General features: G+C 67.9%; 25 protein-coding genes. 17 read left to right on the forward strand and 8 right to left on the reverse strand.

Annotated elements, in window-relative coordinates; genetic code table 11:
* On the reverse strand, positions 1-1,037 hold a 1,037-nt coding region (locus J5T34_RS14595; RefSeq protein ID WP_208580348.1), incomplete at its 3' end, for a hypothetical protein.
* Between the two features lie 560 nt (positions 1,038-1,597).
* On the opposite strand from J5T34_RS14595, the gene J5T34_RS14600 reads away from it, so the two are divergent.
* Together J5T34_RS14600 and J5T34_RS14605 are read left to right on the forward strand one after the other, a co-directional pair.
* Positions 1,598-2,851 (forward strand): allantoate amidohydrolase, encoded by a 1,254-nt coding sequence (locus J5T34_RS14600; RefSeq protein ID WP_208580349.1) that lies wholly within the window; start codon positions 1,598-1,600, stop codon positions 2,849-2,851.
* Between the two features lie 78 nt (positions 2,852-2,929).
* Positions 2,930-4,198: a M20/M25/M40 family metallo-hydrolase gene (locus J5T34_RS14605; protein ID WP_208580350.1), complete on the forward strand. Its 1,269-nt coding sequence runs from the start codon at positions 2,930-2,932 to the stop codon at positions 4,196-4,198.
* A 303-nt stretch (positions 4,199-4,501) separates the two neighbouring features.
* On the opposite strand, the gene J5T34_RS14610 is transcribed toward J5T34_RS14605, so the two are convergent.
* Both J5T34_RS14610 and J5T34_RS14615 read right to left on the reverse strand, forming a co-directional pair.
* Complete coding sequence (locus tag J5T34_RS14610) at positions 4,502-5,098, reverse strand: hypothetical protein (protein ID WP_208580351.1); 597 nt, start codon at positions 5,096-5,098, stop codon at positions 4,502-4,504.
* A 166-nt stretch (positions 5,099-5,264) separates the two neighbouring features.
* Positions 5,265-5,849 carry a GNAT family N-acetyltransferase gene (locus tag J5T34_RS14615; RefSeq protein ID WP_208580352.1) on the reverse strand — a complete coding sequence of 195 codons (585 nt, stop codon included), beginning with the start codon at positions 5,847-5,849 and terminating at the stop codon, positions 5,265-5,267.
* A gap of 115 nt (positions 5,850-5,964) precedes the next feature.
* Here J5T34_RS14615 and arsC point away from each other — a divergent pair, with 115 nt between their 5' ends.
* Positions 5,965-6,324, forward strand: coding sequence for an arsenate reductase (glutaredoxin) (arsC, locus tag J5T34_RS14620; RefSeq protein WP_208580353.1), 360 nt, complete (start codon positions 5,965-5,967; stop codon positions 6,322-6,324).
* 72 nt (positions 6,325-6,396) lie between these two features.
* Here the strand turns inward: arsC and J5T34_RS14625 are convergent, their stop codons facing one another.
* The 3 genes from J5T34_RS14625 to J5T34_RS14635 all read right to left on the reverse strand — a co-directional run bounded on the left by J5T34_RS14625 (position 6,397) and on the right by J5T34_RS14635 (position 8,131).
* Positions 6,397-6,678, reverse strand: coding sequence for a hypothetical protein (locus J5T34_RS14625; RefSeq protein WP_244258915.1), 282 nt, complete (start codon positions 6,676-6,678; stop codon positions 6,397-6,399).
* A 117-nt stretch (positions 6,679-6,795) separates the two neighbouring features.
* Entirely contained in the window at positions 6,796-7,464 is a 669-nt protein-coding gene (locus J5T34_RS14630; protein WP_208580354.1) for an exonuclease, read from the reverse strand.
* A 16-nt stretch (positions 7,465-7,480) separates the two neighbouring features.
* Positions 7,481-8,131 (reverse strand): MBL fold metallo-hydrolase, encoded by a 651-nt coding sequence (locus J5T34_RS14635; protein WP_208580355.1) that lies wholly within the window; start codon positions 8,129-8,131, stop codon positions 7,481-7,483.
* A 298-nt stretch (positions 8,132-8,429) separates the two neighbouring features.
* On the opposite strand from J5T34_RS14635, the gene J5T34_RS14640 reads away from it, so the two are divergent.
* Positions 8,430-9,272 carry a septal ring lytic transglycosylase RlpA family protein gene (locus J5T34_RS14640; RefSeq protein WP_208580357.1) on the forward strand — a complete coding sequence of 281 codons (843 nt, stop codon included), beginning with the start codon at positions 8,430-8,432 and terminating at the stop codon, positions 9,270-9,272.
* A gap of 199 nt (positions 9,273-9,471) precedes the next feature.
* Here the strand turns inward: J5T34_RS14640 and rsmI are convergent, their stop codons facing one another.
* Entirely contained in the window at positions 9,472-10,371 is a 900-nt protein-coding gene (gene rsmI, locus J5T34_RS14645) for a 16S rRNA (cytidine(1402)-2'-O)-methyltransferase (RefSeq protein WP_208580358.1), read from the reverse strand.
* 18 nt (positions 10,372-10,389) lie between these two features.
* On the opposite strand from rsmI, the gene J5T34_RS14650 reads away from it, so the two are divergent.
* The 4 genes from J5T34_RS14650 (at position 10,390) to J5T34_RS14665 (ending at position 13,777) form a co-directional block, all read left to right on the forward strand.
* Complete coding sequence (locus tag J5T34_RS14650) at positions 10,390-10,809, forward strand: YraN family protein (protein ID WP_208580359.1); 420 nt, start codon at positions 10,390-10,392, stop codon at positions 10,807-10,809.
* 124 nt (positions 10,810-10,933) lie between these two features.
* Positions 10,934-11,836 carry a BON domain-containing protein gene (locus tag J5T34_RS14655; protein ID WP_208580360.1) on the forward strand — a complete coding sequence of 301 codons (903 nt, stop codon included), beginning with the start codon at positions 10,934-10,936 and terminating at the stop codon, positions 11,834-11,836.
* A 293-nt stretch (positions 11,837-12,129) separates the two neighbouring features.
* On the forward strand, positions 12,130-12,459 hold the full coding sequence (locus J5T34_RS14660) for a c-type cytochrome (RefSeq protein WP_208580362.1): 330 nt from the start codon (positions 12,130-12,132) through the stop codon (positions 12,457-12,459).
* 28 nt (positions 12,460-12,487) lie between these two features.
* Entirely contained in the window at positions 12,488-13,777 is a 1,290-nt protein-coding gene (locus J5T34_RS14665) for an NAD(P)/FAD-dependent oxidoreductase (RefSeq protein ID WP_208580363.1), read from the forward strand.
* A gap of 41 nt (positions 13,778-13,818) precedes the next feature.
* Here the strand turns inward: J5T34_RS14665 and J5T34_RS14670 are convergent, their stop codons facing one another.
* Positions 13,819-14,070: a hypothetical protein gene (locus tag J5T34_RS14670; protein ID WP_208580386.1), complete on the reverse strand. Its 252-nt coding sequence runs from the start codon at positions 14,068-14,070 to the stop codon at positions 13,819-13,821.
* A gap of 20 nt (positions 14,071-14,090) precedes the next feature.
* Between J5T34_RS14670 and J5T34_RS14675 the strand changes: the two genes are divergently transcribed.
* The 9 genes from J5T34_RS14675 to soxX all read left to right on the forward strand — a co-directional run bounded on the left by J5T34_RS14675 (position 14,091) and on the right by soxX (position 20,837).
* Positions 14,091-14,486, forward strand: a complete 396-nt coding sequence (locus tag J5T34_RS14675; protein WP_244258917.1) for an ArsR/SmtB family transcription factor — start codon at positions 14,091-14,093, stop codon at positions 14,484-14,486.
* A gap of 170 nt (positions 14,487-14,656) precedes the next feature.
* Positions 14,657-16,033: a sulfite dehydrogenase gene (gene soxC, locus J5T34_RS14680; protein ID WP_208580382.1), complete on the forward strand. Its 1,377-nt coding sequence runs from the start codon at positions 14,657-14,659 to the stop codon at positions 16,031-16,033.
* Positions 16,017-17,144, forward strand: a complete 1,128-nt coding sequence (locus J5T34_RS14685) for a c-type cytochrome (protein ID WP_208580365.1) — start codon at positions 16,017-16,019, stop codon at positions 17,142-17,144. The genes soxC and J5T34_RS14685 overlap by 17 nt, the downstream gene beginning before the upstream one ends.
* Positions 17,145-17,273: 129 nt before the next feature.
* On the forward strand, positions 17,274-17,603 hold the full coding sequence (locus tag J5T34_RS14690) for a c-type cytochrome (RefSeq protein WP_208580366.1): 330 nt from the start codon (positions 17,274-17,276) through the stop codon (positions 17,601-17,603).
* A 209-nt stretch (positions 17,604-17,812) separates the two neighbouring features.
* Positions 17,813-18,268: a thiosulfate oxidation carrier protein SoxY gene (soxY, locus tag J5T34_RS14695; protein ID WP_053823237.1), complete on the forward strand. Its 456-nt coding sequence runs from the start codon at positions 17,813-17,815 to the stop codon at positions 18,266-18,268.
* Positions 18,269-18,323: 55 nt separating this feature from the next.
* Positions 18,324-18,635 (forward strand): thiosulfate oxidation carrier complex protein SoxZ, encoded by a 312-nt coding sequence (gene soxZ, locus J5T34_RS14700; RefSeq protein ID WP_006577471.1) that lies wholly within the window; start codon positions 18,324-18,326, stop codon positions 18,633-18,635.
* Between the two features lie 105 nt (positions 18,636-18,740).
* The gene (locus J5T34_RS14705; RefSeq protein ID WP_053822785.1) at positions 18,741-19,199 is read left to right on the forward strand and encodes a DsrE family protein; all 459 of its coding nucleotides are present in this window, start codon (positions 18,741-18,743) and stop codon (positions 19,197-19,199) included.
* A gap of 74 nt (positions 19,200-19,273) precedes the next feature.
* Positions 19,274-20,107 carry a sulfur oxidation c-type cytochrome SoxA gene (soxA, locus tag J5T34_RS14710; protein ID WP_208580367.1) on the forward strand — a complete coding sequence of 278 codons (834 nt, stop codon included), beginning with the start codon at positions 19,274-19,276 and terminating at the stop codon, positions 20,105-20,107.
* Between the two features lie 19 nt (positions 20,108-20,126).
* Positions 20,127-20,837 (forward strand): sulfur oxidation c-type cytochrome SoxX, encoded by a 711-nt coding sequence (gene soxX / locus J5T34_RS14715; RefSeq protein WP_208580368.1) that lies wholly within the window; start codon positions 20,127-20,129, stop codon positions 20,835-20,837.
* Positions 20,838-20,860 lie beyond the last annotated feature (23 nt).

Below are 20,860 nucleotides of genomic sequence, written 5' to 3' on the forward strand. Positions count from 1 at the left end.
GCGGTCAATTTCTGCAAGCCATACAGGGCGTTGCCGATTTCTTGCGCGTTCAGTTGCGGCGCCCGCGGGATGTGCGCGGCCAGGGCGGTCAGTACGGCTTCGGTGCCGGCGCTGGCGGTCAGATTCTTCAAGCCATACAGGGCGTTGCCGATTTCTTGCGCGTTCAGTTGCGGCGCCCGCGGGATGTGCGCGGCCAGGGCGGTCAGTACGGCTTCGGTGCCGACGCTGGAGGTCAATTTCTGCAAGCCATACAGAGCGTTGCCGATTCCTTGCCCGTCCAGTTGCGGCGCCTGCGGGATGTGGGCGGCCAGGGCGGTCAGTACGGCTTCGGTGCCGGCGCTGGCGGTCAGTTTCTGCAAGCCATACAGGGCGTTGCCAACTTGTTGCCCGCTCAGTTGCGGCGCCCCCGGGATGTGCGCGGCCAGGGCGGTCAGTACGGCTTCGGTGCCGGGGCTGGCAGTCAGGTTGTGCAAACCATACAGGGCGTTGCCGATTTCTTGCGCGTTCAGTTGCGGCGCCCGCGGGATGTGCGCGGCCAGGGCGGTCAGTACGGCTTCGGTGCCGGGGCTGGCAGTCAGGTTGTGCAAACCATACAGGGCGTTGCCAACTTGTTGCCCGCTCAGTTGCGGCACCCGCGGGATGTGCGCCGCCAGGGCGGTCAGTACGGCTTCGGTGCCGGCGCTGGCGGTCAGGTTTTGCAAGCCATACAGGGCGTTGCCGATGGTTTGCGCGTCGCTGATCCAGGGTCTCGACGTATCGCTGAGCAAGGCGGCTACCTTAAACAACAAGGCATCGAGTCCCGCGCTTGTCCCGGTGAATTGCTTCAGGCCGTAGAGCAGGCGCCCCATATTGATGGCCCAGTTACGCGCATTGAGTTGTCGAGCCGGGCTCGCGGCGATCACGCGCTCGAGTTGATCGACGCAGTCGTGCAGCAACGCATCGGGCCACGGATAGGCGCGCCGGACCGCTTTGCTGCTGTTCTGGAACGCCGCGGCATAGTCCATCAACGTGCTGGCGCTGGAGAGCGCTTTACGCAAACCGTCGGCCGGCGCCGAGCATGCGGTATGGGGGGATGCCGGCGGCCGTGCAAGCCCACGCCCACGTGGAGAGCGCGCCGCGTCGGCATGAAGGTAAGGCGCTGACGCACGTCCATCCAGGGCGACGCGATGGGATCGGCCTCGCACTGCAAGATGCCCGCTTGCATCCCGCGCTTGCGGTTGTGTCTGGTATCGTCCTTGCGCTCGTGAACCGGACATTTCAGGTACAGGGAACATGATTGCGCTCCAGTGTTGCCGGAATCGGCGGAAAAAAAACGGTATCGCGGTTTCCCGACGCAGTCCTGACGCTGACAGGTTGTGACTGTTGGATTTCGCCGCCGAGCGGGCGACGGCAACGAAGCAACGCCGCGGCCTGCAGAATGGGACCCCTGTGCCACACGCTGTTTTGTATGCAATTTTTGAATGCGATGTGCTACCATCGTTCGAAAGTAGCGGCGCGGCGCGCGTCATCGCATGCTCGCGCTATAACGTGATCGGGCGGCCGCAATGCGCGGACGCCAGCCGTCATCCGGGCGGCGACCGTCCTGCAGGAGACACGCATGGCAGCACTACCGATATCCGCCAGCGACGTTGGCGCGCGCATCATGAGCTGGGCCGACGCCCTCGCCGTCCATACCGAGCAGCCCGGCATGCTGACTCGCACCTATCTGACCGAAGCGCATCACGGCGCCGCCGCCCAGCTCGCGGCCTGGATGGAGGCGGCCGGCATGACGGTGCGCCGCGACGCCGCCGGCAACGTGATCGGCCGCTATGAAGGCACCGAGCCGGGAGCGCCGGCCCTGCTGACGGGCTCGCATTTCGATACCGTGCGCGATGCCGGCCGCTACGACGGCAATCTGGGCGTGATCCTGCCGATCGCCTGCGTCGCCGAATGGCACCGTCAGGGCAAGCGCTTTCCGTTCGCGATCGAGGTGGTGGGCTTCGCCGAGGAAGAGGGCGTGCGCTTCAAGGCGACGCTGCTGGGCAGCCGCGCGATCGCCGGCACCTTCGACCAGAACGTGCTCGACAACGTCGACGACAGCGGCAAGACCATGCGCGAGGTGATGCGCGCGGCCGGCTTCGATCCTTCCGGCCTGCCCGCCGCCGCGCATGCGCGCGACAAGGTGCTGGCCTTCGTCGAAGTCCATATCGAGCAGGGCCCGGTGCTGCTGAACGAGAACCTGCCGGTGGGCGTGGTCACCGCGATTTCCGGCGCGACCCGCTTCATCGTCGAGCTCGACGGCCTGGCCGGCCATGCCGGCACGGTGCCGATGGACATGCGCCGCGACGCCGCGATGGCCGCCGCCGAGATCGGCCTGTTCATCGAACGCCGCTGCAGCGGCACGCCGGGCCTCGTCGGCACTGTCGGCCAGTTCAACGTGCCTAACGGCGCCGCCAACGTGGTGCCGGGCCGCGCGGTGTTCTCGATCGATATCCGCGCCGGCGAGGATGCGCTGCGCCAGGCCGCCGTTGCCGATGTGCTGGCCGAGATCGAACGCGTCTGCGCGCGCCGCCAGGTCCGCCCGCAGGTACGCAAGACGCACGAGGCCGCCAGCGTGCCGTGCGCCCCGTGGCTGCAGCAGCAATGGGCCGCCGCGATCGAACGCCAGGGCGTGCCGGTGCGCCTGCTGCCGTCCGGCGCCGGCCACGACGCGATGGCGATCGCGGCGATCGCCGACGTGGCGATGCTGTTCGTGCGCTGCGGCAACGGCGGCATCAGCCACCATCCGACCGAGACCATGACGGTCGAGGACGCCGCGCTGGCCGCGCGCGTGTTCACCGATTTCGTCGAACACTTCGACGCGCGTCCTTGATGTCGCGGCTTGCCGCCCCGCTTTTATTCCGAACAAACTCCCGCGCCCAGCGCGCCCTCAGCCAACCAGCGAAGAGCCATGACCGCACGAGACAATATGAACCCCACGCAAACCACGCTGACCACCTTCATCGACGCGCATCGTCCGCAGCAGGAGGCATTCCTCGCCGAGTTGGTCAAGGTGCCCTCGGACAACCCCCCGGGCGACTGCGACGCCCACAGCGCCCGCGCGCGACAACTGCTGGAAGGTCTGGGCTTCCAGGTCGAGGCGCACAAGGTACCCGACGAACTGGTCAAGGCCGCGGGCATGATCAGCGCCACCAACCTGGTCGTGCGCAAGACCTTCGGCAACGGCGGCCCGACCATCGCGATGAACGCGCACGGCGACGTGGTGCCGCCGGGACTGGGCTGGACCAAGGACCCGTACGGCGGCGAGATCGCCGACAGCGAGCACGGCCCGGTGATGTACGGCCGCGGCGTGGCGGTGTCGAAGTCGGATTTCGCCACCTACACCTACGCGGTGCTGGCGCTGATGGAAGCGGAAAAGCGGGGCGCCAAGCTGAACGGTACCGTCGAGCTGCAATTCACCTACGACGAGGAAACCGGCGGCGACATCGGCCCGAAGTTCCTGCTGGATCAGGGCCTGACCAAGCCGGACTACGCGATCTCGGCCGGCTTCTCGTACGGCATCACGTCGGCGCATAACGGCTGCCTGCACGTCGAGGTCACCGTCAAGGGCAAGCAGGGCCATGCCGCGATGCCGCATACCGGGGTCGACGCGATCGAAGCGGCGACGCACATCCTGCAGGCCGTCTACGGGCTGCGCGCCGAGCTGGCCACCCGCAAGTCGAAGGTGCCGGGCATCGACACCGCGACGCTGAACGTCGGCCTGATCAAGGGCGGCATCAACACCAACGTGGTGCCGGACCTGGTGACCTTCCGCATCGACCGCCGCATGATCCCGGAAGAAATCGGCTTCGACGCGGAAGGCGAGATCCGCGCGGTGGTCGAGAAGGCCGCCAAGGACCGTCCGGGCATCGAGGTCAAGGTCGAGCGCATCATCCTGGCCGAGCCGCTGTCCGAGCTGCCGGGCGTGGAGAAGCTCATCGGCGCCCTGAAGAGCCGCGCCGAGGAAGTGTTCGGCGTCGACATCCCGGTGCACGGCGTGCCGCTGTACACCGACGCCCGCCACTACACCAGCCGCGGCATCCCGACCGTCCTGTACGGCGCCGGCCCCCGCACGCTGATGGAGGCCCGCGGCCACAACTCGGACGAGAACCTGCGTCTGAACGATCTGAACCGGGCTACCAAGGTGGTGGCGCTGGCGTTGTCGGATTTGATGTCGTGAGTTCGGTGCGGTGTTCACTGACGAGGGTGAACATCGCCCGCGGACCCGCCAACCCGAGCTCGGTATCGTGCTAATATCGGCAGATCTAAAAAGCCTTCTGCCGCTTCGGTGAAAGCCAACGGCCAGCGGAAGGTCCAGCCCGGCCTTGGGTTGGAAAGGCTTAGCAGCTAGCGGGGTGTTTGCATCAAAAGCTAAGCGCCGCCTCGGCTCTGCCGAGGTCCCACCTGGAGTGGGATAGCCAAGAGAAACCCCGCAACCATTCCTGAACGCCCCCTTTCAAAGGGGGCGTTTGCTTTTTCAGGCCTACTTCGCGCCCATGTCTTTTTTGTTCGGTTTGGGGGCCCGGTCGTTGTGGTCGCGCCCTTCCCAAGCGCAGGCGAGCAATTTGCGAAAGCTGAAAGGTTTTTTCAGCACGGGCTTGTCGTAGTACAGCAAGTCTTCGGGAAATGCGGTCTCGACCCGCACCTTGATGTGTTTGGGCTGCTCAGGCGCGGCGTGCTTCCGGATTTGCATCAAGACGTAGTAGTTGATCGTCGTGCGCCTTCCGTCTGCCTCTTCATCCACCATTTCCACTCGTACAAAATTGTTGCCGGCTACGCTCCAGACCTGGGTCTCGCCGCGGATCAACGCGTCCATGATCAGCGGCAGGTTCAAGGACAGGCGGTAACGGCGCGAGCAGAACATACGCGCTTTGGCACCATCACGAATCAGGTATCCGACAGGGATCTGCTCGTTGACCGCATGGATGGGGCGGCGACTGTAGCAGTGGTTTGTGTAGGCGATCTCGACCGGCATTCGCTTGACGTTTCCACCGCGCAGCGGGACGTCCACAACCGTGCGATACGGTGCCAGATGAGAGATGTCGAAATCAGTGCCAGCAATGTTGATATAGGTCGGCATAGGGAGGTGGCCGCTGGACCCGCTGGCCGGCCGCTAGCCTAACGGACGGCCACCCCACTTGCTGTCGCTGTTCGCCGGGAACTGAAGCTACAGGGCAAGATGTCTGAGGATCCCCGCCTGGCTCTCTGTCAGAGCGGATTCCCAGCGTAATTGCACCTCCAGCCGATCAACGCACCGCAGCCTCCCCTGGCAACGCCGTCGCCCCCGCCCCCAACGCCCTCTGCATCAGCGCCGTATCGATCCACTGTCCATGCTTGAAGCCCACCGCCTCCAGCCGCCCGATCATGCGGAAGCCCATGCGTTCGTGCAGCGCGATCGAGCCGTTGCCTTCGCCGCCGGCCGGGCATGCGATCACGGCGACCATCTGGCGCCACGGCCCGTGCTCGCAGCGGGCGAGCAGCGCGGTCAGCAGCACCGCGCCGATGCCGCGGCCGCGGTGGCGCTCGTCCAGGTAGATCGAGTCCTCGATGGTGTGGCGGTACGCGCTGCGGGTGCGATAGGACGACGCGTAGGCGTAGCCGGCCACCACCGGGCGGCCGTCGATCTGCAGTTCGGCGACCAGATAGGGCAGGCCCTTGGCGAGCACGGCGGCGCGGCGCTCGCGCATTTCGTCGAGCGTGGGCGGCGTTTCCTCGAACGAGGCGCGGCCGTGGAGCACGTGGTGGGCGTAGATCGCGTGGATTGCGGGCAGATCGTCGTCGATGGCATCGCGCACGGTCGGCGCGGCAAGGGTGGCCTGGGTCGTGGTCATGGCGTTCGGAGCGGTACCGGAAAGAGGGGGGCGGCGTATCGGTTCGCCGGCGCTGCTTGTATAGTCCGTCGTGTTCGATGATGACAAACGTTTCAGCTATCCAGGTGACGGACCGATGATCAAGATTTACCACAATCCGCGCTGCTCCAAGTCGCGCGACACGTTGGCGCTGGTACAGCAGGCAGCCGAACGTCTGGGCGAACCGGTCGAGGTGGTCGAGTATCTGAAAACCCCGCCGACACTGGCCACGCTCAAGCAGCTCCATGCGCTGCTCGACGTGCCGGTGCGGCAGATGGTGCGCGACAACGAGGCGATCTACACCGAGCTCGACCTCGCCGATCCGGGCCTGAGCGATACCGAGGTGCTGCAGGCCGTCGCCGATCATCCGATCCTGCTGCAGCGGCCCATCGTGGTGCGCGGCCAGCGCGCGGCGATCGGGCGGCCGCCCGAGAACGTGGCCGCGCTGCTGTCCTGAGCCCCAAATAGAAACCGGCCTCCGTGTGGAGGCCGGCCCGGTGCTGGAGGCGCGGTAGCTTCAGGCGGGTCGTTATTTGACACCCAGCCAGTGCATGGCCTCCTGACCGAAAGCGATGGCCGCCAGCACGATCAGCAGCAGGACCAGCGCCACGGTGCTGACGTAGACCGTGGCCTTGGCGATGTCGGCTTCATCGTCGGCGGGGTGGGAGTGGGCGACACTGTGCGCGGGCGGTGGCCGGTGCAGCCGTTCGGCCAGATGCCGCCAGTGAAGATCGGGATGGAAACGCATGATCGACACCTCCTCGACAGGAACGCGCGTCAGGCGGTCTTGACCATAGCGGTGGACCGCCATGCATGACGAGGCCGCCGCAGTTGCGCACGGCGCGGCGTCGGAACGGCCATGCACGCCTTTACTATAGGCGATGGCGGCATGGTCACCGCCCAGCGTGGCGTGGACGCGACCTAGGGGTCAACCCTGCTCGGCGAGGTCGTCGGGCCGCGTTGGGCTGGTCGCGGATTCGGCCGGGGCCGCCGGCGCGATCGAAGCCAGGGCGGCCTCGCGCTCGCGCAATGCGGCCAGCATGTTGCAGAACATCGCGCCCTGTTCGAGCGCATCGTCCAGCGCGACATGGGTATGCGGCAGCGGGTCCTTCCACGCGTCGGGCATCGTGGCCTTGACGGTGCGGCGGTAGCGCAGGCCGGTCAGCGAGAATCCCAGCGTCTTGATGTCGAGCGCGGCCCAGCCGAACGGCGAGCGGCCGGCGAAGCGCATCATGTACCAGAACATCCAGGTGAAATCGAAGCCGGCGGGGAAGGCAACAAACACGGGTTTCCCCGGCAGGCTTTCGACCCATTCGACATAGCGCACCATCGCCTGCTCCGGCGGCTGCAGATCGCGCCGGCACGCGGCCCAGGCCTCGGGCTCGGTCTCCCACCATTTCATCTGCACCGGATGGCCGACTGCGCCCGGCAGCGTTTCCAGATTCGCCGAGAAGGTGCCGAGCACGGTCTTGTCGGCCAGCATCGCCACCGAGGCGAACGACAGCATCGAGTGCGGGCCCGGGATCGGGCCATCGGCTTCGACGTCGGTGCTGACGTAGATCTCGGGGCGGGTATCGGGAGCCTGTTGTTTCGCCATGGTCGGATGCGCGGGGTTAGCCGACGTCGATCAGATGATCGGCGACGAAGGGGTTGTCGCGCCGTTCGTCGCCGAAGGTCGAGACCGGTCCGTGCCCGGGCACGAACGTCACGTCCTCGCCGAGCGGCCACAGGTTGGTACGGATCGAGCGAATCAGATCGGCGTGGTTGCCGCGGGGGAAATCGGTGCGGCCGATCGAGCCGGCGAACAGCACGTCGCCGACGATGGCCAGGCGGTGCGGGCGCGAGAAGAACACCACGTGGCCGGGCGTATGGCCGGGGCAATGGTAGACCTCGAGTGTTTCGTCGCCGAATTGCACCGTATCGCCCTGATCCAGCCAGCGATCGGGCACGAACGCCTCCGCGTGCCCGAAGCCGAAGCGCTGGGTCTGCTCGGGCAGCTGATCGATCCAGAACTGCTCGTCGCGATGCGGTCCCTCGATCGGCACGCCAAACTCGCGCGAGAGCGCCGCCGCACCGGCGCAGTGGTCCAGATGGCCGTGCGTCAGCAGGATCTTCTCCAGCGTCACGCCCTGTCCCTTCAGCGCGGCCTGGATCCGATCGAGATCGCCGCCGGGATCGCAGACCGCGGCGCGCCCGGTGCGCTCGTCGATCAGCAGGGAGCAATTCTGTTGGAAGGGCGTGACGGGAATCAGCAGGACTTTCATCGTGACGGGTGTGGGACGGTCGCGTGGCAGGCGCGGCGGCGGGATCGAATCGGCGTATTTCGCCTGTGTCGTCGCATTGTAGCGTCGGCCTATCGTTGACATCGGCAGACCTCGGCCGGGGCTTGTTATGTGACTTGTGGTGCTTTTCCGTTGTTGCGGTGCCAAAGGCAGGGAAGTCCCGGGGAATCGCCGCAATCCGTTGTCAGTTCGGGGATTGCGAGCAATTGCACGCTGTAGCCAGACATTTCGTAACAAAATCACTGTAAATCGCGCGGACGACCGATGTTAGACTCGCGCGATGCTTTGGCCGACCCACCCTCTTACCCATGCTCGCCGCGCGCTCCGCTACGGCTTTCACGCCGTCTGTGCGTTGACGCTGGCCGCCTGTGCGGTGTCGCCGAACGACGATCCCAACGGCGCTGCCGCCGACCAGAATGCGGCGCCCACGGCTGCCACGCCGGCGGCGAAACAGGCGCAGGCACGCAAGTCGAGAACCCCGAACAACGGCAATCGCGGCGACGCCCGCGACGAGCCGCAAGCCAGCGCAGCCACCGAAACGCCGGCCCCGACCAACTCGTGGCGCCTGTTCGGGTGGGGCGACAACGATAGCAACGACACCGAATCGGCCTCGCGCGGCACGCCGCGCACGTCCTCGCTGGAAGGCCTGCGCGCGGATATCGGCACCTTCGAGCAGCGCGGCACGGCGTCGTGGTACGGCAAGCAGTTCCACGGCCGCAAGACCGCCAACGGCGAGCGCTTCGACATGGGCGCGATGACGGCGGCCCACCCGTCGCTGCCGCTGGACAGCTGGGTCCTCGTGCGCAATCTGCGCAACGACAAGGTGGCGGTGCTGCGCATCAACGATCGCGGCCCGTATCACGGCAACCGCGTGCTCGACGTCTCGTATCGCGCCGCAAAGCGGCTGGGCTTCGTCGACCGCGGACATACGCAGGTCGAAATCCGCCGGCTGTCGCGCACGGAACTGGCCGCGCTGGGCCCGCTGCGCGAGCCCGGCCTGGACGATGGCGCCACCGACGGCGGCGGCGACGGTGTCGACGACGATGACGCGGCCAAGACGGTCAAGCCGAAGCGCGTGGTGCTGAAGACCCGCAAGACGGCCAGCAAGGGCCATGCTCGCTGAGGCCGGCTTCTCCTTCCTGCCGTCCTTCCTTGCCCATCGGCGCGGCTCCGGCCCCGGCGCCTTCTACGTGATCCGCTTCGCGCGCCCCTTCGCCTCCCGCTGCGTCGCCCTTCGTTCCACCCCGCATCCAGACCGGAGCGCCTGAGCGGCGCCGACCACGATGCCGGCGCGCACGGCTCCGCCTCGCATCTTCCCGGTCTTACTCCTGCTCGCGGCGCGCCAGCGCCACCGCATAGAGCGCCGCGGTATCGGCCCCGGTGATCGCCGCCGCCAGCTTGGCGGCGCGCTTGGCCGGCAACTCCTCCAGCAGCAGACCCAGTACCCGCTGCGCGTTCGCGTCGAGCGCCGCCTCGCCCTTGGCCGGTGCACCCGCACCTTCGATCACCAGCACGAACTCGCCCTTGGCCCGCGCCGGATCGGCCGCCAGCCAGGCCGGCGCATCGGCGACGGTCATGATTTCGGCCTGCTCGAACAGCTTGGTCAGTTCCCGGCCGATCAGCAGCCGGCGCGTCGGCGGCAGTTGCTGCGCCAGCGCGGCCAGCGTGTCGGCAATGCGGTGCGGCGCTTCATAGACGACCCACGCGTGCTCCAGTGTCGCCAGCGCGGCGATTGCCTCGCTGCGTGCCTTGGTCTTGCTCGGCAGGAAGCCGGCGAAGGTAAAGCGGCCCCCGCCGGTATCGAGCATGTCCCCGGCGACCGACAACGCGGTCACCGCGGCGCTCGGGCCAGGCAATGGCACCACGCGATGGCCTGCGGCGCGCACCGCTTCGACGAGCCGCGCGCCCGGGTCCGAGATGCCCGGTGTGCCCGCATCGGATACATAGGCGATGCGCTCGCCGGCGGCCAGCCGCTCGACCACGCGCACGCCGGCCTCGCGCTCGTTGTGCTCGTGGACCGCCAGCAGCGGTCGCTGCAAGCCGAGGCGCGACAGCAGCTGGCCGGTATTGCGCGTGTCCTCGCAGGCGATCGCGTCGGCCAGGCCGAGCACATGCAGCGCCCGCAGCGTCAGATCGGCGAGGTTGCCGATCGGCGTGGCGACGACGTACAGCGTGCCGGTGGGATAGGACTGGCCGGTTGCCAGCGAGATCCAGTCAGTCATGCTTGAGAACTTCCGTTGATGCGCACATTCAAAACCTCGACCCGAGATTCGGCGAAGGAACCGACGAAGGAACCGGCGAAAGACTCGGCGAAAGCGCGCGGCGAGCGCGCCGAGGCGCGGGCGCTGGCCTATCTGCAGGGCCAGGGTTTGGCGCTGGTGGTGCGCAATTATCGCTGCAAAGGCGGCGAGCTGGACCTGGTGATGCGCGCGCCGGACGGCACGCTGGTCTTCGTCGAGGTCCGTTCCCGCAGCAGCGATGCGTTCGGCGGCGCGCTGGCCAGCATCACGATGACCAAGCGCCAACGCATTCTGCAGGCCGCCAACCACTATCTGGCGACGCTGGACCACGCGCCGCGCTGCCGCCTCGACGTGGTGGCGATCGGACCGCGGCGGCTCGAATGGCTGCGCGATGCGTTCGGGGCAGGCGAGACCGAATGAGAGCGCAGTGCGTCCGTCATAATGCGCGTTGCGGCGCACGGCCGACCGGGATTGCCCGAGCGCGGCGCAGGCCGCCCTGCCGACTGCCGAACCTCTTTCGCATTACCGCTACAGCAAGGAACGCATGAAGACTTCGCTTTTTTCGCGCGACGCGCACGCTGAACCGACGCCGGTGCGCGCCCCCGCCAAGGCCCTCCGTGCCGGACGGCTTGCCGCCGTTGCCCGCGCCGCCGCCACCGCCACGCTGATGCTGACCGCCGCCACCCAGTTGAGCGGCTGCTTCCCGGTGATCGCCGGCGCCATGGGGGCCGGCGTGATGAGCGCCACCGACCGCCGCCCGACCTCGATCCAGGCGGTCGACCGCGGCCTGCAGCTCGAGATCGAGAACACGCTGGCCACGCGCTACAGCGGCGCGGCGCGCGTGAACGTCACGGTCTTCAACAAGAAGGTGCTGCTGACCGGCGAGGTCAAGGACGCCAATCTGCGCCAGCAGATCGAGCAGTATGTGCGCGGGCTGCCGAACGCCCGCGAGGTCGTCAACGAGCTGGAGGTGGTGTCGTCGCCGTCGTTCGCCGCGCAGAGCCAGGACGCCTTCGTGACGAGCAAGGTCAAGACGATGCTGATGACCGCCGAAGGCGTGCCGTCGAATTCCACCAAGGTCACCACCGAACGCGGCGTGGTCTACCTGATGGGCCTGGTGACCCGTCCCGAGGGCGATCGCGCCACCGAGACGGCGCGCAATGTCGGCGGCGTCAGCAAGGTGGTCAAGGTGTTCGACTACATCGACGAGGCCGAGCGGGCCCGCCTGGACGCGGCCGCGTCGTCGCAGAACGCGGCGCCGGGCGAACCGGTCGGCGGCACGCCGGCGCCGGTGCAGGGCACGCCGGGCACCTCGGCGCCGACCTCCTCCACCCCCGCCCCGGTCGGCGCCGACCTGTCTTCGCCGGCCACGGCGCCGACGACAGCACCGACCACAGCGCCGGTCCCCGGCCCGGTCGGCCTGCCTCCGGGCCGCAACCTGCCCTGATCGTCTCCCACCTCTGAAGCGCGCCGGCGATCCGGTCCGGCGCGCCTTCTCCGCTCTCTCCGCCGTTCGGCTGCTCCCACCCAGTCTCTGGCTGATCTACGCTGGTGTTGCGGCGGACCATTTGCGTTTGCCGTCCGACCATCTGCGAAAACCGCAGTACGCCCGCACGGGCCGATGTGATAGGGTTGCCCTGCCTTGCGCGTCACACGCGCGCCCCGGCCGGTCGCCCGGTCCGGTCCCATTCCGCGGCCGACCGATGCGCCGATGTGCCGATCCCAGCGAGGAGCGAGACCATGAACAACAACAATCCCCTGCGAGCCATACCGGCGAGCCTGGCCGCGCTGGCGATGCTCGCCATCGCGCCGGCCAGCGCCGCCGAACCCACCATCGAGCAGGCACGCGATTGGGCGGCTGCCTGCGCCAACTGCCACGGACCGTCCGGCCGGGCGCCGGCCGGCAGCCCGGTGCCCGGACTGGCGGGCCGTCCGCAGTCTTATCTGGTCGAACAGATGCAGGCGTTCAAGACCGGCAAGCGGGAGGCCACGGTGATGCACCAGATCGCCAAGGGCTATACCGACGAGCAGATCGCCGCGATGGCCAAGTGGTTCGCCGCGGTCAAATAACGCGCTCAATCCAGCGAGGGAGGCTGACATGCAACGACGCGATTTTCTGGGCGCGGCCGCAGCGACCGCCGGTTCTGCGGTCCTGGGCACCCTGCTCGCCGGCTGCGCCAGCGGCGGTACGGCGCGCGCGGGTGGGGCGAAGGTGGTGGTGGTCGGCGGCGGCTACGGCGGCGCGACCGCCGCGCGCTATCTGCGCGAATGGAGCGACAACACGATCGACGTGACGCTGGTCGAGCCGAACCCGACCTTCATCTCCTGCCCGCTGTCGAACCTGGTCCTCGGCGGCAGCAAGCGGATCGAAGACCTGACGATCTCCTACGATGCGCTGAGCCGGCGCCACGGGGTCAAGGTCGTGCGCGACACCGTTACCGCGATCGACCCGTCGAAGCGCCAGGTACGCCTGGCAAGCGGCGGCACGCTGCCGTACGACCGGCTGGTGCTGTCCCCCGGCGTCGATTTCATGCCCGACGACGTGCCAGGCCTGAAGCGGCCCGGCGGCGATCAGATCCTGCACGCCTGGAAGGCCGGCCCGCAGACGGTGGCGCTGCGCCGTCAGCTGGAAGCGATGCGTGACGGCGGCACCTATGCGCTTACGGTGCCGCTGGCGCCCTATCGCTGCCCGCCCGGACCCTACGAACGCGCCTGCCAGATTGCGCACTATTTCAGCCAGGCCAAGCCGCGCAGCAAGGTGCTGATCCTCGACGCCAATCCCGACGTGACCTCGAAGGCCGCGCTGTTCAAACAGGTGTGGGCCAGCAAGTACAAGGGCATCGTCGAATACCGCCCGCAATACCGGACCGTCGATATCGACCCCGCCACGCGCACGCTGAAGTTCGAGATCCAGGACGACGAGCGGGTCGACGTCGCCAACGTGGTGCCGGCCCAGCGCGCCGGCGCAATCGCCGTCAACACCGGACTGGCGACCGCCAATGGCCGCTGGTGCGAGGTCGACTTCCTGAGCTTCGAATCGAAGGCCGTGCCGAACATCCACGTGCTGGGCGACGCGATCCAGATCGCGCCGCTGATGCCCAAGTCCGGCCACATGGCAAACCAGCACGGCAAGATCGCGGCGGCCGCGATCGTCGCGCTGCTGTCGGGCCGGCAGCCCAACCCGGAGCCGCTGTACAACAACACCTGCTACAGCTTCACGTCGGACCGCGAGGTCATCCACGTCGCCAGCGTGCATCGCTACGATCCGCAGAAAAAGACCATGGTGACCGTGCCGGACTCGGGCGGCGTGTCCACCGCGCCCAACACGCTGGAGGGCACCTACGCCTTTGCCTGGGCCAACGCGATCTGGGCGGACGCCCTCGGTTGATCGCACGGCGGCTCGATCGGAGACTGGCCAGCGCGCCGTGATCAGCGCCTGGCCTTTTCCGCTGCGGCTGCGACGTAGGTGGCTCCTATATCCGGCCAATTGGCCATGCAACGGGTCCAGGCGAGCATGTCCTGGATGGCGTTCGCCGCCTGTTGCGGTTCCTGCGGCGCCTGTTCCTCGATCGCCTTGCGGTACGCGCGTATCGCCGTGGCATACCGTTCTTCTATGGCCCAGAACGCCCGCAGTTCCGGCCTGCATCGGGCCGGGTAAACCTTATATGCGTCCTCACGCATATACGCATATAGTGAATCGCATGAACGAACTGGACCGCGTCTTCGAACAGGTGTCGCACTACTTCGCGCTGCTCGCCGAGCCGACGCGGCTGAAGATCCTGCACGCGCTGTGCGACGGCGAGAAGCCGGTCGGCGCGGTGGTCGAGACGGTCGGGTCTTCGCAGGCCAATGTGTCGCGGCATCTGAATGCGATGTTCCGCTCCGGCGTGCTGACGCGGCGCAAGGAAGCGAACCTCGTGTACTACACGATCGCCGATCCGAGCGTCGTGGAGTTGTGCCGCACGGTGTGCGTGCAGGTTGCCGCGCGGATGGAGGACGAGGCCCAGCAGGTGGCGCTGGTGGATCGCTTCATGCCCACCGAGCCGCAGCGGCGCGCCGCGTCGCGCAAGGCGGGACGCGCCGGCGCCTCCCGCTGAGATCGAAGACGCAGTGCCGGCACCGGTGTCGGACACCGGCGCGCGGGCGCAGTACGAACAGTCCAATACGAACTGCTCAATACGAACTGCTCAATACGAACTACCCAATACGAACAGGCATGCCGACCGCGCCCGCACGGGAGCGCGGCGAGCCGCCGGAGGAGACCGACGTGCCGGAACGTAGCCGCCCGGGTCGCATCGTGCCCGCGCCGGAACACTTCGTCAGCGCCGAGCTGCGGCAGGACATCGGTCGCCACGGTATCGACAGCCGTCGACGCGATCTGCTGCGCGGCAGCCTGCTCGCGGCGGCCGGGGCCACCGCGGCGGCGGTGGGCCTCGGCAAGCCGGCGCGCGCCGCAGCGACCCATGACGCGGCGACCGCCGACGGCGATCCCGCCATCCTGAAGCCGCAGCCCTGGGCCACCTCGCTCGGCCAACCGGTCGCCGCGCGCCCCTACGGCCAGCCCTCCAGCCACGAAACCGCGTTGATGCGGCGCGAGTCGCCGGGTTTGACGCGCGTGTCGGCGGCCTCGGTCAGCTTCGCGCCGCTGCAGGGCCTGTTCGGCATCATCACGCCGAACGGCCTGCACTTCGAGCGGCATCACCAAGGCTGGCACGACATCGATCCGACGCGCCACCGGCTGATGATCAACGGCCTGGTCAAGGCGCCGCGCGTCTATACGATGGACGAGCTGATGCGGCTGCCGTCGGTCTCGCGCATGCACTTCATCGAGTGCGGCGCCAATACCGGCATGGAGTGGGGCAATGTCGCGGTGCCGACGGTGCAATACACCCACGGCATGCTGTCCTGCTGCGAGTTCACCGGCGTGCCGCTGCGCGTGCTGCTCGACGATGCCGGTGCGGACCAGCGTCGTGGCCGCTATCTGCTGGCCGAGGGCGGCGACGGTTCGGCGATGACGCGCACGATTCCGATGGAGCTGGCCGACGAGATCGTCGTCGCCTGGGGCATGAACGGCGAAATGCTGCGGCCCGAGAACGGCTATCCATTGCGGCTGGTGGTGCCGGGCGTGCAGGGCGTGTCGTGGGTCAAATGGCTGCGCCGGCTGGAGCTGGGCGACCGGCCCTGGAACACCAAGGACGAGACGCTGCACTACGTCGACATGATGCCGGACGGCATGCTGCGGCAGTACACCTCGATCCAGGAATGCAAGTCGGTGATCACCACGCCGTCCGGCGGCCAGCGGCTGACCGGCAAGGGCTTCTACAACGTCAGCGGCCTGGCGTGGTCGGGCCGCGGCAAGGTTCGCCGCGTCGACGTCTCGGTCGATGGCGGGCGCAACTGGCGCACCGCAAGGCTGGAAACGCCGGTGCTGTCCAAATGCCTGACCCGCTTCAATCTCGACTGGGTCTGGGACGGTTCGCCGGCGATCCTGCAGAGCCGGGCGATCGACGAGACCGGCTACGTGCAGCCGGCCATCGCGCAGCTGCGCGCGGTGCGCGGCACCCGTTCGATCTACCACAACAACGCGATCCAGAGCTGGCTGGTCGCGGCCAGTGGCGAGGTGTCCAATGTCCAGGTGCGATAGCGTCCGGGCGGGCTGGCGCCATCGCGCCGTGCTCGGCTGCCTGCTGATCGGTCTTGTCGGCGCGGCATGTCTGACGACGGCGACGCGTGCCGCGCAGGGCGAGGCGAGCGCGGTCCCCAAGGACGCCAGAGCCGCCCGTGCCCAACTGGGCCGTACCGCCACGACCGCCGAACTGAAGGCCTGGGACATCGACGTGCGGCCCGACTTCCAGGGCTTGCCGCCGGGACGGGGCACGGTGGCGCAAGGACAGAAGGTCTGGGATGCGCGTTGCGCCTCCTGTCACGGCGACTTCGGCGAGTCCAACGCGGTCTTCACGCCGATCGCCGGCGGCACCACGGCGGCCGATATCGCTAGCGGGCGCGTTGCGGCGATGACAGGCGCCCAGCCCTACCGCACCTCGCTGATGAAGCTGAGCACCGTCAGCACGCTCTGGGACTACATCCGCCGGGCGATGCCGTGGGATGCCCCCAAGAGCCTGACCGTCGACGAGGTCTACGCGGTGACCGCCTACATCCTGAACCTGGGCGACATCGTGCCGGCCGACTTCACGCTGTCGGACGCCAATATCGACGAGGTCCAGCGCAAGCTGCCGAACCGCAACGGCATGACGACGGCGCACGGCCTGTGGCCGGGCCGCGGCAAGCCGGACACGCGCAACACCGCCTGCATGGCCAACTGCGCCGACAAGGTCGAGGTGACCTCGCTGATCCCGGAATACGCCCGCGGCGCGCACGGCGACCTGGCGGCACAGCAGCGCGGCTTCGGCCCGGTGCGCGGCATCGCGACCGGCTCGCCGGAGGACGCTCCCCAGCCCGGCGACAAGGGGCAGGGCAAGGCCGAGGCGACGACCGCCGCCGCTCAGCCCGTCGGCGCGAAGCTGACCGGCCAGTACCAATGCCTGGCCTGCCATGCGCAGGACCGCAAGATGGTCGGGCCGTCGTTCCACGAGATCGCCCAGCGCTATCAGGGCAAGGACGCGCACGGTGCGCTGGTGCAGAAAATCCGTAGCGGCGGGCAGGGGGCGTGGGGGCCGGTGCCGATGCCGCCGCAACCGCAGGTTCCAGAATCGGATATTCAAGCCATGGTGAAGTGGATACTTGAGGCAAAATAGCGTATTGGGCCGCCCTGGCGCCCCCGCGCGAAGGGGCCGGGACGGGCCAATATGCCGCCGTGCCGGACAGCTTCGCTGCCGCGCGGCCGTGCCGTCCCCACGGCTCATTCCAGTTTGGAGAGGAGAACAATGAAGCAGTTCGTGATCGCAGCCATGATGCTGGCCGGTGCGGCCTCCGCCCACGCCGCCGTCGACGCGGCCAAGGCCCAGGAGATCGCCACCAAGAACGCCTGCATGGGCTGCCACCAGGTGGACAAGAAGCTGGTCGGGCCGTCCTACAAGGAAGTCGCCGCCAAGTACAAGGGCGACAAGGGCGCGATGGCCAAGCTGACCGACAAGGTCAAGAAGGGCGGTTCGGGCGTCTGGGGCCCGGTGCCGATGCCGGCCAACCCGAATATCAGCGATGCCGACGTGAAGACGGTGCTGGAGTGGGTGCTGGCAGGTTCGCCGGCCAAGTAATTGCCTGGTGACGGGGCCGACGGCTCGACGGCAAACGCCATCGCGCAGTCGTAGTCGGCCCCCGGCGAGCGCCACAGCAGCAACGACGGAACCAACAACGTAACCAACAACGGCAATAACGGGCGGCGATGCACCGCCCGCGCCATGCCTGCCGGCGTGGCGACCAAACGAATACCGCGGGGCGGGTAGAAGCAGGAGTGCAGGACACCATGAACATCACAAGACGAGAGATGCTGCGGGTCAGCGCCGTCGTGTCGCTGATGGCCGCCGCTGGCCTGATCGGCGAGGCGCAGGCGGCCGAATGGAACAAGGCCGCCTTCGAGGGCAAGAGCGTCAACGACGTGATCAAGGCCCTGGGCGGCGGCGCGCCGGAGAAGAGCGGCGCGATCGCCTTCAACGCGCCCGATATCGCCGAGAACGGCGCCGTGGTGCCGGTGGCGGTGACCAGCAATCTGCCCGACACCGAGCAGATCGCGATCCTGGTCGAAAAGAATCCCAATACGTTGGCCGCGGATTTCGTGATCCCGGCCGGCACCGAGCCGTTCGTCTCCACGCGCGTGAAGATGGGCCAGACCTCCGTGGTGCATGCGGCCGTCAAGGCCGGCGGCAAGTGGTATGTCGCCTCCAAGGAGATCAAGGTGACGCTGGGCGGCTGCGGCGGCTGACACGCCGTTCGCAGGTCCCGCTTTCCCACACTGCCCATCGCAACAGGAGAACGTCATGGCAGACCCGATGCGCGTACGCGCCACCGAGAACGGCGGCGTGGTCGACGTCAAGATTCTGATGAAACACGATATGGAAACCGGCCAGCGCAAGGACGCGTCCGGCAAGACCATCCCGGCCTGGCACATCCAGACCGTCAGCGCCCAGTGCAAGGGCAAGGAGGTCTTCCACGCCAACTTCGGCCCGGCGGTGTCCAAGGACCCGTTCCTGAACTTCAAGTTCAAGGGCGGCGCCAAGGGCGACAAGGTCACGGTGACCTGGGTCGACAATCGCGGCGACAAGCGGACCGACGAGGCCACCATCTCGTGATGCCGGCGCGGACGGCACGTTGCCGGCCGCTCTGGTAAGGTGCCCCTTCGGTAGCCGGGTCGGCGGCCGCGCACGAGGCGCGGCGGACACGGCGGAAGGAAGATCATGCGTCGAGCATTCTTTGCAAAGGCCGCCGCCGCGCTGGCGGCGGTCGGACTCGGAAGCCGGGCCGCGGCCCAGACCGCGGCCGCTCCCCGCAGCGGGGGCGGGCGCCACCGGGTGGTGTACCAGCTGTCGGAAGGCAACGACCAGGCGGTGCGCGCGATCGGCAATCTGCGCAATCACCTGGCCGGCGCACCCAATACGAAGATCGTCGTGGTCGCGCTCGGCTATGGCGTGGATTTCCTGGTCGAGGGTGCCCGCGATGCGCGCGGCAATACCTTCGACGCCGCGGTCGGCGCGCTGGCCGGCATGGGCGTCGAGTTTCGCGTCTGCCGCAACACGCTGACCGCGCGCCAGATTCCCGAGAACAAGCTGCTGCTCGAAACGAAGATCGTGCAGGCCGGCGTGGTCGAGATCGCGCGGCTGCAGCAGGACGAAGGCTACGCCTATATCAAGCCGTAGCGCGGTGCGCGGGGCGATCCGCGCCTAAAACAACATCGGCCCGCCTGGTCGGCGAGACCGAGAGGAGAAACCCCATGAGACCGAACCGACGCCGCCTTGGCTGGGCCGCGCTCGCGGCCGCCGGCGCCGTCGCGCTGACCGGCGCGATGACCGTACAGGCGCAGGGCGAGAGCAATACCACCGACGAAATCGCCAAGTACCGGCAGATGCTGGCCGAGGGCAATCCGGCCGAGCTGTGGGAGGCCGCCGGCGAGGAGCTGTGGAAAAAGCCCGCCGGGCCGAAGAACGTATCGCTCGAGCGCTGCGACCTCGGCAAGGGCCCCGGCGTGACCAAGGGCGCCTACGCCGAGCTGCCGCGCTATTTCGCCGATGCCGGCAAGGTGATGGACCTGGAGCAGCGCCTGGTGTGGTGCCGCATGACGCTGCAGGGCCTGACCGAGGAGCAGGCCAAGGCGACGCCGTTCTCGTCCTCGGGCAAGCGCTCCGATATCGAGCGGCTGGTGGCCTTCGTCACCGGCGAGTCGCGCGGCGTCAGGATGAACGTCAAGCTCGACCATCCGGAAGAGAAGCAGGTCTACGCGCTCGGCAAGAAGATGTTCTATTACCGCGGCGGCGCCTACGACTTCGCCTGCGCGACCTGCCATGCGGTCGACGGCCAGCGCATCCGCCTGCAGGACCTGCCCAACCTGCTGACCGACAAGGGCGCCCAGGCGGCCTACACCACCTGGCCGGCCTACCGCGTGTCGCAGGGCGAGGTTCGCACCATGCAGCACCGGCTCTATGACTGCCTGCGCCAGCAGCGCTTCCCCGAGCCCGCCTACGGCTCCGATGTGATCACCGCGCTCACGATGTTCCTGGCGCGCAATGCCAACGGCGGCACCTACGACGGCCCCGGCCTGAAGCGCTGAACCAGGGGGACAGCACAGAATGATCCAGACAGAACAATCGCGCCTGCATGTCGTGCGGACTGGCGCCGCGGCCGTGGCGCTTTGCGGCGCGCTGGCGATGCTGGCCGCGCCAGCGATGGCGCAGGACAACGCGGCATCGAAGGGCAAGGGCACGTCTAAAGCAGCGGCCAACATCCCGCCCGTTTCCGACGGCGACATGAAACGCCTGATCGCCAATTCGTTCAGCTCCAAGGGCCCGGCCACGCTGCAGGGCGTGCTCGAGCGCGACGAGATGCAGCAGCTGTGCAGCGACTATCCGGACCGCAGCAAGGTCCCGGCCGCGGTCGCGAAGAAGATCGAGGCCGCCGAGCAGCAGAAGATCCGCTACCCGGCCGACAACCGCTGGCTCGGCGACTGGAAGGAAGGCGAGAAGGTGGCCCAGCTCGGCCGCGGCATGCAGTTCTCCGACCCGCCCGGCGGCGTCAACGGCGGCAACTGCTATGCCTGCCACCAGATGACCAAGGCCGAGATCTCGTTCGGCAACATCGGTCCGTCGCTGTATCAGTACGGCAAGCTGCGCGGCAACTCCGAGGCGGTGCTCAAGTACACCTGGGGCAAGATCTGGGACTCGAACGCCTTCGCCGCCTGCTCCAACATGCCGCGCTTCGGCCACAAGGGCATCCTGACCGAGCAGCAGATCCGCGATGTGATGGCGCTGCTGCTGGACCCGGCCTCGCCGGTCAACCAGTAAGGGGCGCGCGATGCGGGCCGCGG

The sequence above is a fragment of the Cupriavidus gilardii genome (assembly GCF_017598945.1).
Lineage (GTDB): Bacteria > Pseudomonadota > Gammaproteobacteria > Burkholderiales > Burkholderiaceae > Cupriavidus > Cupriavidus gilardii_E.

Excerpts from the sequence above, each read along its gene's own strand:
- J5T34_RS14650 (WP_208580359.1), top strand. The coding sequence starts at position 10,390 with ATGCGCACATTCAAAACCTCGACCCGAGATTCGGCGAAGGAACCGACG.
- J5T34_RS14640 (WP_208580357.1), top strand. The coding sequence starts at position 8,430 with ATGCTTTGGCCGACCCACCCTCTTACCCATGCTCGCCGCGCGCTCCGC.
- J5T34_RS14635 (WP_208580355.1), bottom strand. The coding sequence starts at position 8,131 with ATGAAAGTCCTGCTGATTCCCGTCACGCCCTTCCAACAGAATTGCTCC.
- J5T34_RS14630 (WP_208580354.1), bottom strand. The coding sequence starts at position 7,464 with ATGGCGAAACAACAGGCTCCCGATACCCGCCCCGAGATCTACGTCAGC.
- rsmI (WP_208580358.1), bottom strand. The coding sequence starts at position 10,371 with ATGACTGACTGGATCTCGCTGGCAACCGGCCAGTCCTATCCCACCGGC.
- J5T34_RS14615 (WP_208580352.1), bottom strand. The coding sequence starts at position 5,849 with ATGACCACGACCCAGGCCACCCTTGCCGCGCCGACCGTGCGCGATGCC.
- J5T34_RS14670 (WP_208580386.1), bottom strand. The coding sequence starts at position 14,070 with ATGCGTGAGGACGCATATAAGGTTTACCCGGCCCGATGCAGGCCGGAA.
- J5T34_RS14705 (WP_053822785.1), top strand. The coding sequence starts at position 18,741 with ATGCGTCGAGCATTCTTTGCAAAGGCCGCCGCCGCGCTGGCGGCGGTC.
- J5T34_RS14675 (WP_244258917.1), top strand. The coding sequence starts at position 14,091 with ATGAACGAACTGGACCGCGTCTTCGAACAGGTGTCGCACTACTTCGCG.
- J5T34_RS14660 (WP_208580362.1), top strand. The coding sequence starts at position 12,130 with ATGAACAACAACAATCCCCTGCGAGCCATACCGGCGAGCCTGGCCGCG.
- soxZ (WP_006577471.1), top strand. The coding sequence starts at position 18,324 with ATGGCAGACCCGATGCGCGTACGCGCCACCGAGAACGGCGGCGTGGTC.
- J5T34_RS14685 (WP_208580365.1), top strand. The coding sequence starts at position 16,017 with ATGTCCAGGTGCGATAGCGTCCGGGCGGGCTGGCGCCATCGCGCCGTG.
- J5T34_RS14665 (WP_208580363.1), top strand. The coding sequence starts at position 12,488 with ATGCAACGACGCGATTTTCTGGGCGCGGCCGCAGCGACCGCCGGTTCT.
- J5T34_RS14605 (WP_208580350.1), top strand. The coding sequence starts at position 2,930 with ATGACCGCACGAGACAATATGAACCCCACGCAAACCACGCTGACCACC.
- arsC (WP_208580353.1), top strand. The coding sequence starts at position 5,965 with ATGATCAAGATTTACCACAATCCGCGCTGCTCCAAGTCGCGCGACACG.
- J5T34_RS14600 (WP_208580349.1), top strand. The coding sequence starts at position 1,598 with ATGGCAGCACTACCGATATCCGCCAGCGACGTTGGCGCGCGCATCATG.
- soxX (WP_208580368.1), top strand. The coding sequence starts at position 20,127 with ATGATCCAGACAGAACAATCGCGCCTGCATGTCGTGCGGACTGGCGCC.
- soxY (WP_053823237.1), top strand. The coding sequence starts at position 17,813 with ATGAACATCACAAGACGAGAGATGCTGCGGGTCAGCGCCGTCGTGTCG.
- J5T34_RS14655 (WP_208580360.1), top strand. The coding sequence starts at position 10,934 with ATGAAGACTTCGCTTTTTTCGCGCGACGCGCACGCTGAACCGACGCCG.
- J5T34_RS14610 (WP_208580351.1), bottom strand. The coding sequence starts at position 5,098 with ATGCCGACCTATATCAACATTGCTGGCACTGATTTCGACATCTCTCAT.
- soxA (WP_208580367.1), top strand. The coding sequence starts at position 19,274 with ATGAGACCGAACCGACGCCGCCTTGGCTGGGCCGCGCTCGCGGCCGCC.
- J5T34_RS14625 (WP_244258915.1), bottom strand. The coding sequence starts at position 6,678 with ATGGCGGTCCACCGCTATGGTCAAGACCGCCTGACGCGCGTTCCTGTC.
- J5T34_RS14690 (WP_208580366.1), top strand. The coding sequence starts at position 17,274 with ATGAAGCAGTTCGTGATCGCAGCCATGATGCTGGCCGGTGCGGCCTCC.